At 41.5% G+C, this 14,700-nt stretch carries 13 protein-coding genes; 6 read left to right on the top strand and 7 right to left on the bottom strand.

The features are described 5' to 3' along the window. Positions 1 to 12: 12 nt before the first annotated feature. Entirely contained in the window at positions 13 to 540 is a 528-nt protein-coding gene (locus tag A9970_RS23175) for a hypothetical protein (protein ID WP_182983910.1), read from the bottom strand. A 276-nt stretch (positions 541 to 816) separates the two neighbouring features. Continuing rightward, complete coding sequence (locus A9970_RS23180) at positions 817 to 1,029, bottom strand: hypothetical protein (RefSeq protein WP_182983911.1); 213 nt, start codon at positions 1,027 to 1,029, stop codon at positions 817 to 819. Between the two features lie 428 nt (positions 1,030 to 1,457). Between A9970_RS23180 and A9970_RS23185 the strand changes: the two genes are divergently transcribed. After that, positions 1,458 to 3,092: an alpha-L-fucosidase gene (locus tag A9970_RS23185; protein ID WP_182983912.1), complete on the top strand. Its 1,635-nt coding sequence runs from the start codon at positions 1,458 to 1,460 to the stop codon at positions 3,090 to 3,092. 11 nt (positions 3,093 to 3,103) lie between these two features. On the opposite strand, the gene A9970_RS23190 is transcribed toward A9970_RS23185, so the two are convergent. Beyond that, positions 3,104 to 3,967, bottom strand: a complete 864-nt coding sequence (locus A9970_RS23190; RefSeq protein WP_182983913.1) for an AraC family transcriptional regulator — start codon at positions 3,965 to 3,967, stop codon at positions 3,104 to 3,106. Between the two features lie 510 nt (positions 3,968 to 4,477). On the opposite strand from A9970_RS23190, the gene A9970_RS23195 reads away from it, so the two are divergent. Then, a complete protein-coding gene (locus A9970_RS23195) occupies positions 4,478 to 5,494 on the top strand; it encodes a zinc-binding alcohol dehydrogenase family protein (protein WP_182983914.1) in 1,017 nt (338 codons plus the stop codon). A 167-nt stretch (positions 5,495 to 5,661) separates the two neighbouring features. Next, positions 5,662 to 8,100 (top strand): mechanosensitive ion channel family protein, encoded by a 2,439-nt coding sequence (locus A9970_RS23200; protein WP_182983915.1) that lies wholly within the window; start codon positions 5,662 to 5,664, stop codon positions 8,098 to 8,100. A gap of 121 nt (positions 8,101 to 8,221) precedes the next feature. Here A9970_RS23200 and A9970_RS23205 read toward each other — a convergent pair whose 3' ends face one another. The 3 genes from A9970_RS23205 to A9970_RS23215 are packed head-to-tail and all read right to left on the bottom strand — an operon-like array spanning position 8,222 to position 11,609. Next, complete coding sequence (locus A9970_RS23205) at positions 8,222 to 9,235, bottom strand: metallophosphoesterase (protein ID WP_182983916.1); 1,014 nt, start codon at positions 9,233 to 9,235, stop codon at positions 8,222 to 8,224. Continuing rightward, positions 9,232 to 10,515: an MFS transporter gene (locus tag A9970_RS23210; protein ID WP_259655459.1), complete on the bottom strand. Its 1,284-nt coding sequence runs from the start codon at positions 10,513 to 10,515 to the stop codon at positions 9,232 to 9,234. The genes A9970_RS23205 and A9970_RS23210 overlap by 4 nt, the downstream gene beginning before the upstream one ends. Further along, entirely contained in the window at positions 10,515 to 11,609 is a 1,095-nt protein-coding gene (locus A9970_RS23215) for a zinc-binding dehydrogenase (RefSeq protein ID WP_153846226.1), read from the bottom strand. The genes A9970_RS23210 and A9970_RS23215 overlap by 1 nt, the downstream gene beginning before the upstream one ends. A 181-nt stretch (positions 11,610 to 11,790) precedes the next feature. On the opposite strand from A9970_RS23215, the gene A9970_RS23220 reads away from it, so the two are divergent. The 3 genes from A9970_RS23220 to A9970_RS28965 all read left to right on the top strand — a co-directional run bounded on the left by A9970_RS23220 (position 11,791) and on the right by A9970_RS28965 (position 13,837). Next, complete coding sequence (locus tag A9970_RS23220; RefSeq protein WP_182983917.1) at positions 11,791 to 12,147, top strand: PKD domain-containing protein; 357 nt, start codon at positions 11,791 to 11,793, stop codon at positions 12,145 to 12,147. A 41-nt stretch (positions 12,148 to 12,188) separates the two neighbouring features. Further along, positions 12,189 to 12,578, top strand: a complete 390-nt coding sequence (locus tag A9970_RS23225) for a hypothetical protein (RefSeq protein WP_259655460.1) — start codon at positions 12,189 to 12,191, stop codon at positions 12,576 to 12,578. A gap of 365 nt (positions 12,579 to 12,943) precedes the next feature. Continuing rightward, entirely contained in the window at positions 12,944 to 13,837 is an 894-nt protein-coding gene (locus A9970_RS28965) for a sensor histidine kinase KdpD (protein ID WP_182983918.1), read from the top strand. A gap of 167 nt (positions 13,838 to 14,004) precedes the next feature. Here A9970_RS28965 and A9970_RS23235 read toward each other — a convergent pair whose 3' ends face one another. Continuing rightward, complete coding sequence (locus tag A9970_RS23235) at positions 14,005 to 14,691, bottom strand: class I SAM-dependent methyltransferase (protein WP_182983919.1); 687 nt, start codon at positions 14,689 to 14,691, stop codon at positions 14,005 to 14,007. Positions 14,692 to 14,700 lie beyond the last annotated feature (9 nt).

A 14,700-nucleotide genomic window follows, 5' to 3' on the forward strand; every position in this document is an offset into this window, starting at 1 on the left:
CGGGGTAATCCACTAATGACGGCCCCATATATCCTTATCGGAGAGTAAGGCGTGTGTCGACTTTAAACCCTCGATATACTGGCCCAGCTTCGGTTGGAGGTCGTCCTGAAAAACAAGCCTTCCACTGGCGGCTTCACGAATGACCAGCAGATAAGCCGCAACACCAATGGCCAAACCCACTGGTGGTTTGCCCTGAAAAGAATACCATGGTGCGAGTAGCGGAAACACACGCATTTTCATCTTGGTGGTATACTGTAAAGCAATGGCATTCCAGCGGTGGGCGAGAAAGGGATTTTTAAAGCGGTCGATCACTGCCTTACCAAACTCTTCCCATGCTGCTTGCTCAATATGGGCATAATGCTGTAGTGTGGGGCCGATTTCGTTGAAAAGAATATGGCGGATATACCGCTCAAAGACGGGAATCTGGAAAAAGTCCTTCACATATTCCACAGAAGACAAAAGCGCGATGCCGCAGCATAGGGTATGGGGGACGTTTAATAACCGTAGTTTGATCTCTTTGTACTGTTCAATATTCGCCACAAGTTTAACGGCAGGATCAATTGCTGCAAAATGAAAGCTATATTAACTAGATTTTCTTTAGACAGCTTCATGTGGCGGTAAGATTAGAATCTAAAAATCAAAAGCGATGACGCAATTACTTATGATGCGTGCATATTTATTTAAGTGCAAGTCTAACGGATCTCTACTTTATTTACAAATGAAAATAACCTCGAAGGCTTTATTGGTCGATATTGTACTATTATCAGTCGATAAGAACCTTCTTTTTGCCCAGAATTGTGAATATTCGTTATTCGCTTATACGGCTATTTCCTCCTCAATAGCGACGGATTGTGATTTTTTAATATTTTTGATACCTTTCCTATGGAGCCATTCGGTAAAATGATCCGGGTCGTCCGGTATAAAATGGATCACCTTACCATTTTTGAGAAGTAAGGAAAATATACCGCAATTAGCGATGAATTTGATGATGTCATCGGAATGGTGTTTCAAGAGCGAAAAATATTCCATTAAGTTTGGTTTTTTCTTTAAAAAATAGGTCGGATAAACTATCCGAATATGCGTTAAATGGCTAATTCAATCGATTGCATAAATCAATTCAAAGATGTGAAATATTTTTAATATTTCTTCAAAAGATTATATTTTTTTTGATTTTCTGAGTTAATCGGTTTTCGCGTAGATTCCCTGTTTATTTATCTAATATGACCGGAGAGATTTTATAGACCTGCAGGCGTTGATGACAGATTTATGTCGCTTATCCTCCTAGCTCCGCAAAAAGAGGCCTTGTGTCGATATTGTATTAGTATTTATCGATTATGTAGTTTCTTTACTGGCCCAATACAGGTATTTTTGGTATTCAAGAAGATAACAAATTATAAACCTGAAGCCTTTGTCAAGCACGTTTGTGGCAGGGTAATCTGAACGAAGATCATCGTATAATGGACAGAAGAACAGCAATTAAGTTTCTCGGGGCAACTATTCCGACTCTTTTCTTAGGCAAGTTTAGCGCTGCGGATGCCTATCTGGGAAAAGCTCCTTTTCATCCCGATTGGCGCTCACTTGAAAACTATCAGGTACCTGATTGGTTTAGGGATGCCAAATTTGGTATATGGGCACATTGGGGACCGCAGTGTCAGCCCGAAAGGGGCGATTGGTATGCGCGCGGCATGTACCAAGAGGGATCAGATCAGTATACCTATCACGTCGAAAAATATGGACATCCTTCCGTTTTTGGTTTCAAGGATGTCATTCATCAGTGGAAAGCCGAAAATTGGAATCCAGAGGAGCTGATGGAGCTTTATAAAAATGCGGGTGCCCAATATTTTATGGCCCTAGCCAACCATCACGATAATTTGGACCTTTATCGTAGCAGTCACCATAAATGGAATAGTGTAAATCTCGGTCCTAAAAAAGATATTGTCGGGGGCTGGGAGCGAGCTGCTAAAAACCGAGGCCTTAAATTTGGGGTGAGTGTTCACGCAGCACATGCCTGGACATGGTACGAAACGGCGCAACGAAGCGATAAAAAGGGAAAGCTCGCCGGAGTTCCCTATGACGGCAAGCTAACAAGAAAAGATGGGAGAGGAAAATGGTGGGCGGATTACGATCCTCAGGAACTCTATGCTCAGGATCATGGGCCTAGTTCGGATAGCAAAGACGATCATACGGTTCATCGGCAGTGGCATTGGGATGTCGCCTCTGGCGTGAGTGTACCTCGTAAAGCATACTGTGAAAATTTCAAAGCGCGCACGTTGGAATTGATCAATAATTATAGTCCTGATATCGTTTATTTTGACGATACTGTGCTTCCACTTTATCCAATAAGTAATGTTGGACTGGAGATCGCGGCCGATTTTTATAATAAAAGTATGCGGGCGAATAAGGGTAAAGTTGATGTGGTGATCAATGGCAAAATCCTGAATGAACAACAACGGAAGTGCTTAGTATGGGATATAGAACGGGGGCAAAGCAATACGATTGAACCACAGCCCTGGCAGACCTGTACTTGCATAGGTTCCTGGCATTATGACCGCCGGATTTATGATAATAATCAATATAAATCGGCCAAAACTGTCATTCAAATGCTGATCGATGTGGTCAGTAAAAATGGTAATTTACTGTTAAGCGTGCCTTTGCGCGGTGATGGCTCTATCGATTATAAAGCAAGGGAAGTGGTACAGGGGATTGGAAATTGGATGGCTGTACATAATGAAGCTATTATTGGAACGAGACCATGGTTTATCTTTGGCGAGGGACCCGCACAGGAGGAGGCTCCTTCATTAAGTGTACAGGGCTTTAACGAAGGAAAGGGAAAAGCTTTTACCAGCGATGATATCCGTTTTACGACAAAGGGAAATATCTTGTATGCCTTTATTATGGGGATACCTACCGAAGAGCAAATTAAAATTAAGTCATTGGGCCGTTTGGCAAATCGTTCGAGAATGGTGAACCGGATACAGCTCCTCGGGAGTGATGATCGGATTTCCTTTCAGCAATTCGACAATGCCCTTCATGTATCTATACCGGATAGCTTCGTTCAAAACAATATCGCCATGGTACTAAAAATTACCTAATGTATTCATCTTTATCTGCTTATTCGACGTTTATAAATCGTAGGTGTTTCGCCCGTTATTTTTTTAAAGAGTCTGTTGAAATAAGATATATTTTCAAAGCCCAATTTAAAGCACAGCTGTTGGATATTGTCTTCATCGATTAACATCATCAACTGTGCTTTTTCTATTTTTTTTTGATTGATGTAATGTACCGGTGTGGCATTCATGTGTTTTTTGAAAAGTCGGATCAGATGATCTTTGGAGATAAAAATCAGATTGGCAAGTTGTTCGATTGAAATCGTATGATTGATATTTTCGTCTATGTAATCGAGCACACGCAGAAGTCGTTTTTCTACTTGTGGTATTTTGTTGGTCGCTTCCGTTAGAAATCGGCTCATCAACAAATGAATGATCGCTTGGTTTTCGGAGGCTCTGGCGAAAGGCGAAGCCGTCTGAAGTGCCATGTTTTTCATTAATTCTGATGAATTATCGTAGCCCTTTGGATCGTAAATTTTTAACTCACGACCTGGATTCGAGGCATAGAGATGCTGGATGACTGTCTCCAATAGCTGATCAGATTTGATCTCCTTCGGAAAAGTGTAACGATCAAAAATACTTGACCTTATTTCGGGATTTTCATAAATATGGATGTAATAAAGCGAGAGTTTAGCTGAACAGGCATAGCTATGATGGATATAGGCTGGTGTAAGATAGAGATGGCCGGGACGAAGTTTAATGATTTCATCCTTTAAAATAATAGATGCTTCACCTTCACATACATAATGTATTCTGGCAAAAGGACTCTTAATATCTTGAAAGTTCCAATCTGCCAGATGTTCCGCATAGCCAATATTCAATAGTGTAAAATCGAGTTTATTCTTTTCGTTATTTATCATTATGCGAAGCGGAAAAATAGTTAGATACTATATTAATCTCAGATACAATAATACTCGTTTTCTCTAAAAAAATAGCACTTTTTACCTACAGTTGTCGATAATGTGTTTTTTTGCGCAAGCAACGCATCTCTAAGAGATCGTTGTATGTTTTTTTGTGGAATTATTCCGAGAGTTTTGTTTTTTGTGAAGGCTATGGTTTCATAACAACTTACTAGTAGCTGAACTTATCTGAGCAATATTTTTTTAGCATAAAGCAATTTATCTGATCGTTAATAACCTTCCCTTATTTGGTTTTTTGAAAGAGAGGTTTTGTGATATATAATGGGGATGGATCGATATCGTGTTAGTTTTTATCGCTAATGTAGTTCCTTTCTCCATTCTATATAATTATTTTTGACTATACGATACTAGTAAAGATTCCAAAACAGGAAATCTCATCGATTCCGACAGGAGCTTTGATCCAATTAATAATCAACGCAATTGTTATTTAAATCTTGATGCCATTTATAAATGAAAGCAATAAAAATAGTGAAAGAAGGAAGTGCGGAAATCATGGATATTCCGCAGCCGACTGTTAAAGATGGACATGTCCTCGTAAAGGTAGACTATGTTGGATTCTGCGGTTCGGATCTGAATACCTTTCGGGGGTTGAATCCATTGGTCAATTTGCCGGTCATACCAGGGCATGAAATTGGGGCAACGGTCGTGGAATTGGGGACTAATGTGACAACTGATCTTAAGGTTGGTACAAAAGTTACAGTAAACCCGTATTCCAACTGTGGTGTTTGTACCGCATGTAAAAATAATAGGCCCAACGCTTGCCGTTACAACGAGACCATGGGGGTGCAGCGCGATGGCGCCATGACCGAATATCTTGTCTTACCTGTTGAAAAGATCATCGCTGGGGGACAACTTTCATCCAAAGAATTGGCTCTTGTGGAACCTATGAGTGTGGGCTTCCACGCCGTTGACCGAGCATCGGTAACAGACAGCGATATTGTATTGGTATTTGGATGTGGTATGATTGGGGTGGGGGCAATCATTCGGTCAGCATTACAGGGAGCTACAGTCATTGCTGTCGATGTGAGTACTGAAAAGCTCGAACTAGCGAAAAAATTAGGTGCAAAGTATACGATTAATAGCGCTACGGAAGATCTGCATGCGAGGTTGGATGTGTTGACTCAGTCCATGGGAGCTGATGTTGTTATCGAAGCCGTTGGTCGAAAGGAAACATACCTGGCGGCCATTGCTGCCGCTGCATATACAGGCAGAGTGCTGTATATCGGGTATGCAAAGGAAGCGATTCCTTTTGATACACAATTTTTTGTCAAAAAAGAGCTTGATATCAGAGGGTCGCGCAATGCTACGGCAAGGGATTTTGCTGCTGTAATGAATTACTTGAAAATGAAAACCTGCCCGATCGAAGAACTGATAACGGGTGTTTTTCGGGTGGAAGATGCGCAATTGGCCTTGGAATCATGGTTAAATGATCCCGGACGTGTTTTTAGGCTACTGATAGCGTTTTGACCGAAACGGCTATGGCTTTGTGAAAGATCGAATTGAGGGGGAGATAACTATAAAATATCTTGCTGTTAAATGAAGGATAATGAAACAATATTAAAGCAATATATGTACATTTAGGTGTTCATAGTACAATTTAAATACCTAAAGGAAAAAAATAAACTTCAATGGCAATGAGTAGGAAATTTTTAGCGTGTTTCTTCATCATACTGTTTTCAAAGGTGCTATTTGGTAATCCGCAAGATTCTCTTCAACAGGGATTTGTCGCCAAGACGGAACGATTTTTTAAAGAATCGGCTAAAAGGAGTATCCGGGATTTGGAAATGGACCGTGCTGCAATCCGCCAAAATCGGGTATTGGAGGATATTAAGTTATTGGCGAGCCAATCGCGTTCCTTTCTGCACAAAGGTTTCGATTCGTTGAGCGTGGACCAAGGGCTGAAGGAGTTGATCGTCTTACACGATATTGCAAAAGATGGTGTCTTTGAAAACAAGGGGTCTGCCCAATCATCGCGCAATCTTACAGTGACCTTCAACATTTTGAACGCGCTTTCAATAGAGGTAAGGAGCTTAAAACGCGATATGGACCGTTATCAGGACAGGCTCACAAATTATCAGTTAGATCTCGACTCATTGAGCAATGACCCCGCACTTTTTGTCATCTCTAAGGATTCTGCTAATCTTGCCCGTTATATGGGCAGGATTCGGGTGATCGCAAGGGAGATTTCACCCATTACGTTGAAATTAGCAGAGCGGATCAACAGTGTTCACGAATTGCAGAATAAAATTAATATCGAGCTGGCACGGCTGGAATCGGATATGGAGGAAGTGCGATACTACCAGAACCAGCTTTCAAACCGAACGATAGCACGTAATTTTGTCAATATATGGATTCCGAGTAACTTTGAGCGCCCTCAGCATGAAATCCTGTTCTTCTCATTCGTGAAAGCAAAATGGCTCTATTTCTATTATTTAAGAGCGCATTTGGGAAAACTGCTTTTCTTTTTTCTGGCAACCTTGGTGGTAGTTTCCTATGTATATGTACTGCGAAGGCGGATCAACGATAAAAATCTGGTTCAGTCAAGTCTGTTGTTGCGCCGACCGCTTCTGAGCGGGATAATCATCGGATTGTGCGTCATGCAATTTATATTTCCTGCGCCGCCTTTTGTGTTTACGATCACCATATTGACTGTTGCTTCGATCTTTTTATCCCTCGTTTTTAGACCAGCAATAACGGGGTATTGGATGGCGATTTGGCTTTCCATTTTGACCCTTTTTATTTTAGCCGGATTGGATAACCTTGTGCTTCAGCCTTCGCGATCGGAGCGCTGGCTGATTCTTGTCATTGCTATCCTTACTTGCCTGGTTGGTCTGCTGGCACTCTTGAATAAGAAACGTCGTGATGAGATCAAAGAACGCTGGATACTTTTTCCGATCGCATTTATGGTTTTCCTGGAATTTGCATCCATTATAATGAATCTTTTCGGGCGTTTTAACCTCAGTAAAGTGCTCTTGATAGCGGGATTGACAAATGCTGTGGTCTTTATTTTGTTTTTGTGGGTGATTCGTTTGGTAAATGATGGATTGCAATTGGCTTCTTCTGTCTACGAGAAACAGGAAAGAAGACTATTTTTTATCAATTATAATCGAGTGGGTAAAAGAGCTCCGGCTTTTTTCTATGCGGTATTGATTGTGGGATGGTTTGTGCTCTTTGGCCGAAATTTCTACGAATTCAGATTTCTCGCAGATCCTCTGAAAGATTTTTTGGAAACCGAACACCCCTTAGGAAGCTACCAGTTCTCCGTATATAATCTTGTGGTATTTCTATTGATTATGGTCTGTGCAACGGTGCTTTCGAAGATCGTTTCCTATTTTGCGGCGGATTCCCAATGGGAGAAAAAGGAAGGGGTAGCTCAGAACAAATTTAGACTGGGAAGCTGGATTTTGCTTGTTCGGATCACGATTATTGTGATCGGATTTTTTCTGGCCTTTTCGGCACTAGGGATTCCCGTCCAGCAGATCGGTATTATCATCGGAGCATTGGGGGTGGGGATAGGCTTCGGCTTGCAGACTTTGGTCAATAATCTTGTGAGTGGTTTGATCATAGCTTTTGAAAAGCCAGTGAATGTGGATGACCTTATCGAGATTGGTGGAAAATCTGGCAAAGTGAAGTCTATCGGATTTCGCAGCAGCGTCATTGCCACAGCTGAAGGAGCCGATCTGATTATGCCGAATGGGGATCTGCTCAATGCACATGTGATGAACTGGAGCCAGGGTGGTGCAAAAAAACGTCTCAGTATTCGACTTGAGGTAAAATATGGGGTAGATCTTGAACGGGTAACTCAGCTGCTCAAAAAAATATTGGAAGAAGACGGGCAGATTCTTTCTTCAAGCGGAACTGCTGTACAGTTTGTACAGGTGACCTCGCAGGCCGTGGTGGTAGAACTTTATTTTTGGATCCGAATATCCAAAGATAGTGGTGGCGTCAAGAGCGGATTATTAACAAAGATTTATACAGCTTTTGCTGATGAAGGTATCGATATGGCTTTGCCGATTCAACAAGTAGTCCTCGATCAGACCGATAGCGTAACAAAAGTAGAAACCAATCATTAAGATTGCTCTTTTCGAAGATGTCGGATAAAAGAATTACAAAGAAGCCGCGTTTCTTTTAGAAATCGGCTTCTTTTTTTGCAATCAGAGGGTTGTTTTATCACGGTATTCGCTGATCGTCGAATCAGTACATTAGTTTACGGGAGTCGACTTTCGAAGTAATGGGATAAACGTCTTTGTAAACATCAATTCCGGTTTGGTTGAGTGGAATGCCTGCCATAACGGTTTCCGTTCCCTGAATCGTAATATCTTTCTTACCAATCGATACCGTTGCCCAAATGGGATCCTGATAAACCAACGTGCGTTTTAAGATGCCATGTTTTTTATAGAACGTCTCATCAAAAGCTTTGCTCTCAAAGGTTTCGCCGGCCCAATAGTACGAAGAGCTATTGATCTGTACGTAGTGGATGCCGTTTATCTCATTGTGATAATTGAGGTGATGGTGTCCTGTCAATACGAGAATGACTTTGTTGAAACCCGCTTCCTTGTTGATTTGTTCAAGTAAATAGCGTACCTGCATGCCATTATCTAAGCCGCCCATGGTATTATCGAGCCCTTGATGGCAAAAAATAATCGTTCTAAGTTTTGTCTGTTGGAGATCCTGTTTTAACCAACTAAGCTGTTCTTTTCCAATGGTACGTGGATAGCCTTCAATCTTATTTTCGGGATCTTTTTCATTGCCGTCCAGCACTACAAAGTGGAAACCTTTATCATCAAAAGAATAATAGGGGGATGTTGCATCCCAGAAAGCCAAAGCCTGCTGTTTGGTAAATCCGCCGTCGGTATCGTGGTTGCCCAGTACGTAGTGTTTTTTACCCTTAAACTGTGCCCATATAGCCATCAGTTTTTTGTTGGCGGATTTTGGGACACAGAAATCGCCTAAGGAAATAATGAAGTCGGGTTGTTCATGGTTCATTGCATCGATAAAAAGTTGAGCGCGACGTTCACCATCATGCATAAGGTCATAATGCAGGTCGGCAATAATACCGAATTTTAGGTTTTGCTGTCTCGCTTCCAAGTTCTCAGATGCTGCAGAGTCTAGGTCTGTACGTGTTTTTGCAAAGCTGAATGCGGCGGGAACTAAAAGTCCCGAAATACCCAGGCTGCCAATTTTTAGGAATTTTTTTCGGTTTATCATGGTTTTTTAATTGATATTGATTTTGGGCTTTGGACAAAACTAATGATTGTTGCACATATCGCACATATTAGCGCAACGAAAAGAAATATATTGGCAGTATTGCCCGTGTAATCGATCAGCTTGCCAAACAAAGGTTCACCGACAGCAGCAAATACATACGCAAACATATTCATTACACCAATGCCTGTCCCGACGAGCCGGGCTCCCAATAGGTCTGGACTCAAGGTCCAGAAATTGGCTTGTGGACCGTATACAAAGAAACCTGAGGTAAACATGAGTATACCCATCAGAAGGTGATTGTGAATAGGCACCCAATAAATGAGAAGGGCAATAATGCAGCTGATCATCATACCTGCGGCAATAGATTTACCCCTGTTTTTGTTAAAGATGAGGTCTGAAATGTACCCAAAAGAAAGGGCTCCGAGAGCCATTCCAATCGGGATGAGCAGTGTAAGCCACATGTTGTCTGAGGATTCTTTATAGTTGTTCCCTAAAAAGTGGATCGGTACCCAAAAGATTAAACCGTAGCGTGCCATACTTTGAAATCCAATGGCGAGCGAAGCGATCATAAAGTTGCGATGCCGAAATACGTGTAGATAGGACTGCTTCCAGTTGTCTTGTTTTTCCGATGCTGAAACCTTTTCCTGTGCGTCTTCCTGCTTCGCTATTCCTTCTTTTTCTTCAGCAGAAGTATATCCTTTTCGTTTGGGATCGCTATATGCTACAAATAGAAAGACCATTAATGCCCCGGCAAGAAATAAGATGGGATAACGAAATAGTGTACGCCAGCTTTGTTCCTGTTGGACGAGTAACAAGGCCATCAAAAAGGTCAAAACAGAAGAGCTTCCGGCAGCCATGGTATAAAAGCCAAAGGCCTTGCCACGTTCGGAACTGTTCCACCAGTTGGAAATAAGCTTACCTCCAGAGCCCCAGGCCATGGACTGGAAATAACCGTTCAATGTCCAAAGGACCAAAATAGCAATATAGGAGCTAGCAAAACTGATGGCGAGATTACAGAGAATAGATAGCCCCCCGCCAGCGACAATCATAATCTTGGGACTCCATCGATCTGCGAGATTTCCATTGATGAGCTGGCCTATCGCATAGCCCATTAACATTGCAAAACTGATCCAGCCTACTTGCTGAAAACTGATGTCTAGCTCTTTGGCAATACCCCTTGCTGCCCATCCAAAATTGTGTCGCCCTGTGTAAAAGAATAAGTAGCAAAACATGGTTACAAACAACATTTTCCACTGGTCTTTTCTAAATTTTCTTTCCATTAAAGCTGCTCCGTTGAGGGGTTGATGAATAAACCTGCTCGTATTGGTTTGTGCGTTAATGCATAGCTTATCGCTTCATTGACTTCGGCCAGTGGAAAGTCGCGTTCGATCAATGATTCGAAGGGATACTTTTGCCAGTTTTCGATGATAAAATCTACAGCCGCGGAGAAATCGGTATAGTTGTAATTGTGCAGCCCCTTAATCGTGAGCATCTTTCGAATCACTTTTTCGGCGTCTATCCCAGTAGCGCGCTGCTTAAATACAGCACCTACGAAAACAGCATTTCCATGGAGCGCCAAAGTTTCGATGCCGAGTTCCATAGCCTCTGGCGAGCCGCTCATGTCGATAAATCGATCTATTACTGTAGCTTGTAATGCTGTGCTGGATGTGGTTTCACGCAGATCTATTGTAGCAGTCGCACCAAATTTCTTGGCAAGTTCTAAACGTGCAGGATTAATGTCAGAAGCTATGATACTTTTGGCACCCATTTCCTTGCACATGGCAATGCTAACCAGACCCAATAATCCAATGCCTGCGACATGAATGTTTTTTTTCGTAATGGTTCCTGCCAGGCGAAGGGCTCCGGCCGAAGTGGCAACAGCACAGTTGATGGTGGCGGCTACTGCGGGGGAGATATCTTTTGGAAGTACCCGTATGCAGGTATGTGGCCGTAAGATGATATGTGTGGCCAATCCACCATGAAGGTCATCCGCTTCGGTTATCTGACGGTGACCATACTTGTAGATCTTATCGTTTTTCTGCGGAATATCCGGCTGATAGTTGACACTATTCGGATCGCTGGAAAAAACAGTCCAGGTAATCAGGTCGCCAATATGTAGCTGATTGCCTCGTGTATCAAGTCCGCTATGATCAGGAGAAATCGCGGCGATAACGCCTACAATCTCATGACCTAAAATTGTAGGACGTGGTTCGTTGCGCAGCCCACAATAGGTATGAAGATCACTGCCACAGAGTGTGGTATAACGTATGTTGACCAAAATTTCACCATCCTGCAAAGGTGGAATAGGTTTAATCACTTTGGAGAGCGCTGTATTGGCGCGATCAAATACGTAATATGTTGCTAGGTTTTTCATTTTATATAAAAATACATAAGTTTTGTAATACTAAACAAAGTTTATTTATACTGTATTTTTAAATGATTAAGTTTTTGTGAATTATGTATCATTTTTTTTCAAGGCAAAAAAATGGACAAAGTGAAAACGTTGTGACGGATATCTTGTTATCTTGTCAAAAAAAGTGTAATCAGATTATTCTATGGAACTTGTAAAAAAGAGCCTCCTGTTTTTGGGGCTGATAGCAGTCTCTTCCTGCGGTGATAAAGTTGAGAAGAGCGTGGTGGATTGTTTCGGTCAATCTATTCTAATTGATGTCGAGCACAAGGCTTCAGACTCAAATGCATCAAAGATTGATTTTAACATTACGTATGCAGGCAAGGAGACAGTGGACAATGCGGTTCGATGGGACTTTGGTGATGGCACGGTGCAAGATTTTACAGGACGAGATGCGAGTCATACCTACACAAAAGCGGGGACGTATACAGCCATTGCTAAGGTAGGATTGAACAATGGACATTGCTCTTTCGATATTAAAGAAACAGTAACGATAAAATAGCGTTTTTAAGTTAGATTTAACCCTATAATTATACCCTTATTATGAAAAAGAAATATTTTTTTACGATGACCTTGCTGAGTATGTTTTTTTCGGTAATAGCCCAGGAGAACAAAAAGGTAAATACAGGCTGCGGTATGGCATCTACCTATGCCGAAATGGCCTTTATGAGCTTTAAAAAGGCCTATCAGGCTGGATCACTGGATGATGCCAAAGTTTTGCTTAAGGACGCCGTAGGCAAAGCAAAAGAAGCTTCTGCCTACAGTATAATTCCAGATTGCAATTGTGCGAATGCCAAAAATTATTCACTTAATGCGGTAATTTTTGGAAATAAGGCGTTAAAAGCAGCTGATTTGGACAATCTGAAAAAGTGGGCCAAGAAAGCGATGGATATGTCACTGGATGTGATGACAGCCATACCCAATTGCAAATAATTTTGAGCATATTCAGTAGACTTTAGGCAGGCTTTGGAAATTTAGGAAATCTTTGCTGAAAGTGCAGCATCGCCGAAATGGATTTAAAAATAGATAGGTTTATTTGGCGAATAAACAAAAATAAAATACTTAAAACTATTTTACTGAGCTATTGTTCATTAAACCAAAGGTATATAAGGTATACGTCTATTAGAGGATAGTTTTTTGTAAAGGCTAGGTCAATATTGATCTAGCCTTTTTTTGAATGAGTTAAGAAAGAATCGAGGTAAGTGTAATTTTTTTTAAGGTAAATTTTTTAATTAGCATGTGATTGTTTAGCTTTGGTATTCCATTAGTCATTATTGTTAATTTATTACCTAAAAATTGTGCAAAGCCAAACTATTATTACCTTACTTATTGTTGGAATAGTCATCAGTAAAACGCTGATAGGCGTACTGATCTACTTTTTAATCCGAAAAAATCGGTTGTTAAAGGTCGAGCAGCTCAAATTGACGACCGCAAACAGTATCCTCAGTGAACAGGCAATTCGTATTCACCATTATAATGAGGAATTAAAAATTGCCGAGAGTTTCAAGACTAAAGTTTTATCGATTGCCTCACATGATCTCAGAGCACCATTTGCATCGGTCGAAATTTTGTTGGCGATTGATGATATTTCTCTAGTTGATAAGGAGGAGCTTAAACTCATCTTTTTAAATCTAAAAGGACAGGTGGCCAGATCGCGTACGATGTTGGAAGAGGTCTTACTATGGACAGAGTCACAACTCCGGGATAAACTTGAAAATACCGAGAACTGTAATATTCGCGATCAAATTGATGCGGTATTGGGGATCTATGCGCTAGAAATCCAGCGTTTCAATATACAGATCATAAATTCGGTAAATCCGGATTTTTGGGCGGATACACATAAAGGAATTCTCGCTTTTGTGCTTAGAAATGTGATTAGCAACGCCATTAAATATGGACGAGTCGGCGGTAGCATTGTGCTGCAACTGATAGATGATCCGAGCGATCGGTGGGAACTTATCGTCAGCAACGAAGGGGAAGAACTTACGTCGGAAGTCCTCCATAATCTAAATTTTGTCAATAGCTGGGACCGTAAAAAATCTGAGAGCAAAAATGGTGCAGGGTTGGGTATCTCCCTCTGTAAGGATTTGATCAAACGGATTGATGGAAAAATGCAGTTCGAGAATCAGCATGGTACAGGCGTTTCTGTTCGGATCTCGTTTCCGCGGAAGGCTTATCAGGCTGTCTCTTGATAACAATCAATCTACTGTAAAAGCCCGATATAGATCGGGCTTTTTTTATGAAAATTTAAATGACAAACTTAGTTTTTTATGAAAGATTGGTTGGTATGAAAGATCCGTAAACCAATTATTTTGCGGTTTTTCCAGACGAAAAACACATCAAAGGTGTTGAACAAATTTTACTTTTTGATAGCCTCTAGCATAAAAAGTCCTTCAGTTTCGAAAGGGAGTTCAAGAATACGATTTTGGGCATCCATATCGACTTCAATAGAACCAAATCCAACTGCTTCCAATAGTTCGACGTCTTTGGCAGGACGTTGATGTGCACTGATGTCCAATGCCGATTTGATGTCATTGATCTGATCGATAGCGCCCGATGGGCATTCATCGTGCCTTTCGGTACTAAAGACCGTTTTCCCAAAATCGGCATCCAGGTTGATCAGTTTTCCGCCCGGCTTGAGTACACGTTCCATCTCGCGGTAGCATGTTTCAAGATCGGGGATGGTCCACGTCATCAACCTGGTGAAGACGAAGTCAAAGGTGTTGGCTTCAAATTGTAGTACTTGTGCATCCATGACCCGATAGTCTACGCGAAGTTCTAGCTCTTGGCTGACGAGTTTTGCATATTCAATCATCTGCGGGGAGAGGTCAACGGCGGTAACCTCAAAACCCGCAAGAGTCATAATGTTGGCAAAATATCCGGTAGCAGTACCAACCTCAAGTACTTTATTGCCCGCAGTTTGGCTACGGATGGACTTGAAAAACGCAAGCCAGCGTTCGGTCTCCGGCCGGGACCAAGCTTCATCCCTTTCCTTACGCCAGGAGCTACTACGGTCATTCCAATATGCTGTTATTCTTTTAATCATCGTAATAAT

This window comes from Sphingobacterium sp. UME9, assembly GCF_014170215.1.
Lineage (GTDB): Bacteria > Bacteroidota > Bacteroidia > Sphingobacteriales > Sphingobacteriaceae > Sphingobacterium > Sphingobacterium paramultivorum.

Excerpts from the sequence above, each read along its gene's own strand:
- A9970_RS23180 (WP_182983911.1), bottom strand. The coding sequence starts at position 1,029 with ATGGAATATTTTTCGCTCTTGAAACACCATTCCGATGACATCATCAAA.
- A9970_RS23185 (WP_182983912.1), top strand. The coding sequence starts at position 1,458 with ATGGACAGAAGAACAGCAATTAAGTTTCTCGGGGCAACTATTCCGACT.
- A9970_RS23190 (WP_182983913.1), bottom strand. The coding sequence starts at position 3,967 with ATGATAAATAACGAAAAGAATAAACTCGATTTTACACTATTGAATATT.
- A9970_RS23195 (WP_182983914.1), top strand. The coding sequence starts at position 4,478 with ATGAAAGCAATAAAAATAGTGAAAGAAGGAAGTGCGGAAATCATGGAT.
- A9970_RS23200 (WP_182983915.1), top strand. The coding sequence starts at position 5,662 with ATGAGTAGGAAATTTTTAGCGTGTTTCTTCATCATACTGTTTTCAAAG.
- A9970_RS23205 (WP_182983916.1), bottom strand. The coding sequence starts at position 9,235 with ATGATAAACCGAAAAAAATTCCTAAAAATTGGCAGCCTGGGTATTTCG.
- A9970_RS23210 (WP_259655459.1), bottom strand. The coding sequence starts at position 10,515 with ATGGAAAGAAAATTTAGAAAAGACCAGTGGAAAATGTTGTTTGTAACC.
- A9970_RS23215 (WP_153846226.1), bottom strand. The coding sequence starts at position 11,609 with ATGAAAAACCTAGCAACATATTACGTATTTGATCGCGCCAATACAGCG.
- A9970_RS23220 (WP_182983917.1), top strand. The coding sequence starts at position 11,791 with ATGGAACTTGTAAAAAAGAGCCTCCTGTTTTTGGGGCTGATAGCAGTC.
- A9970_RS23225 (WP_259655460.1), top strand. The coding sequence starts at position 12,189 with ATGAAAAAGAAATATTTTTTTACGATGACCTTGCTGAGTATGTTTTTT.
- A9970_RS23235 (WP_182983919.1), bottom strand. The coding sequence starts at position 14,691 with ATGATTAAAAGAATAACAGCATATTGGAATGACCGTAGTAGCTCCTGG.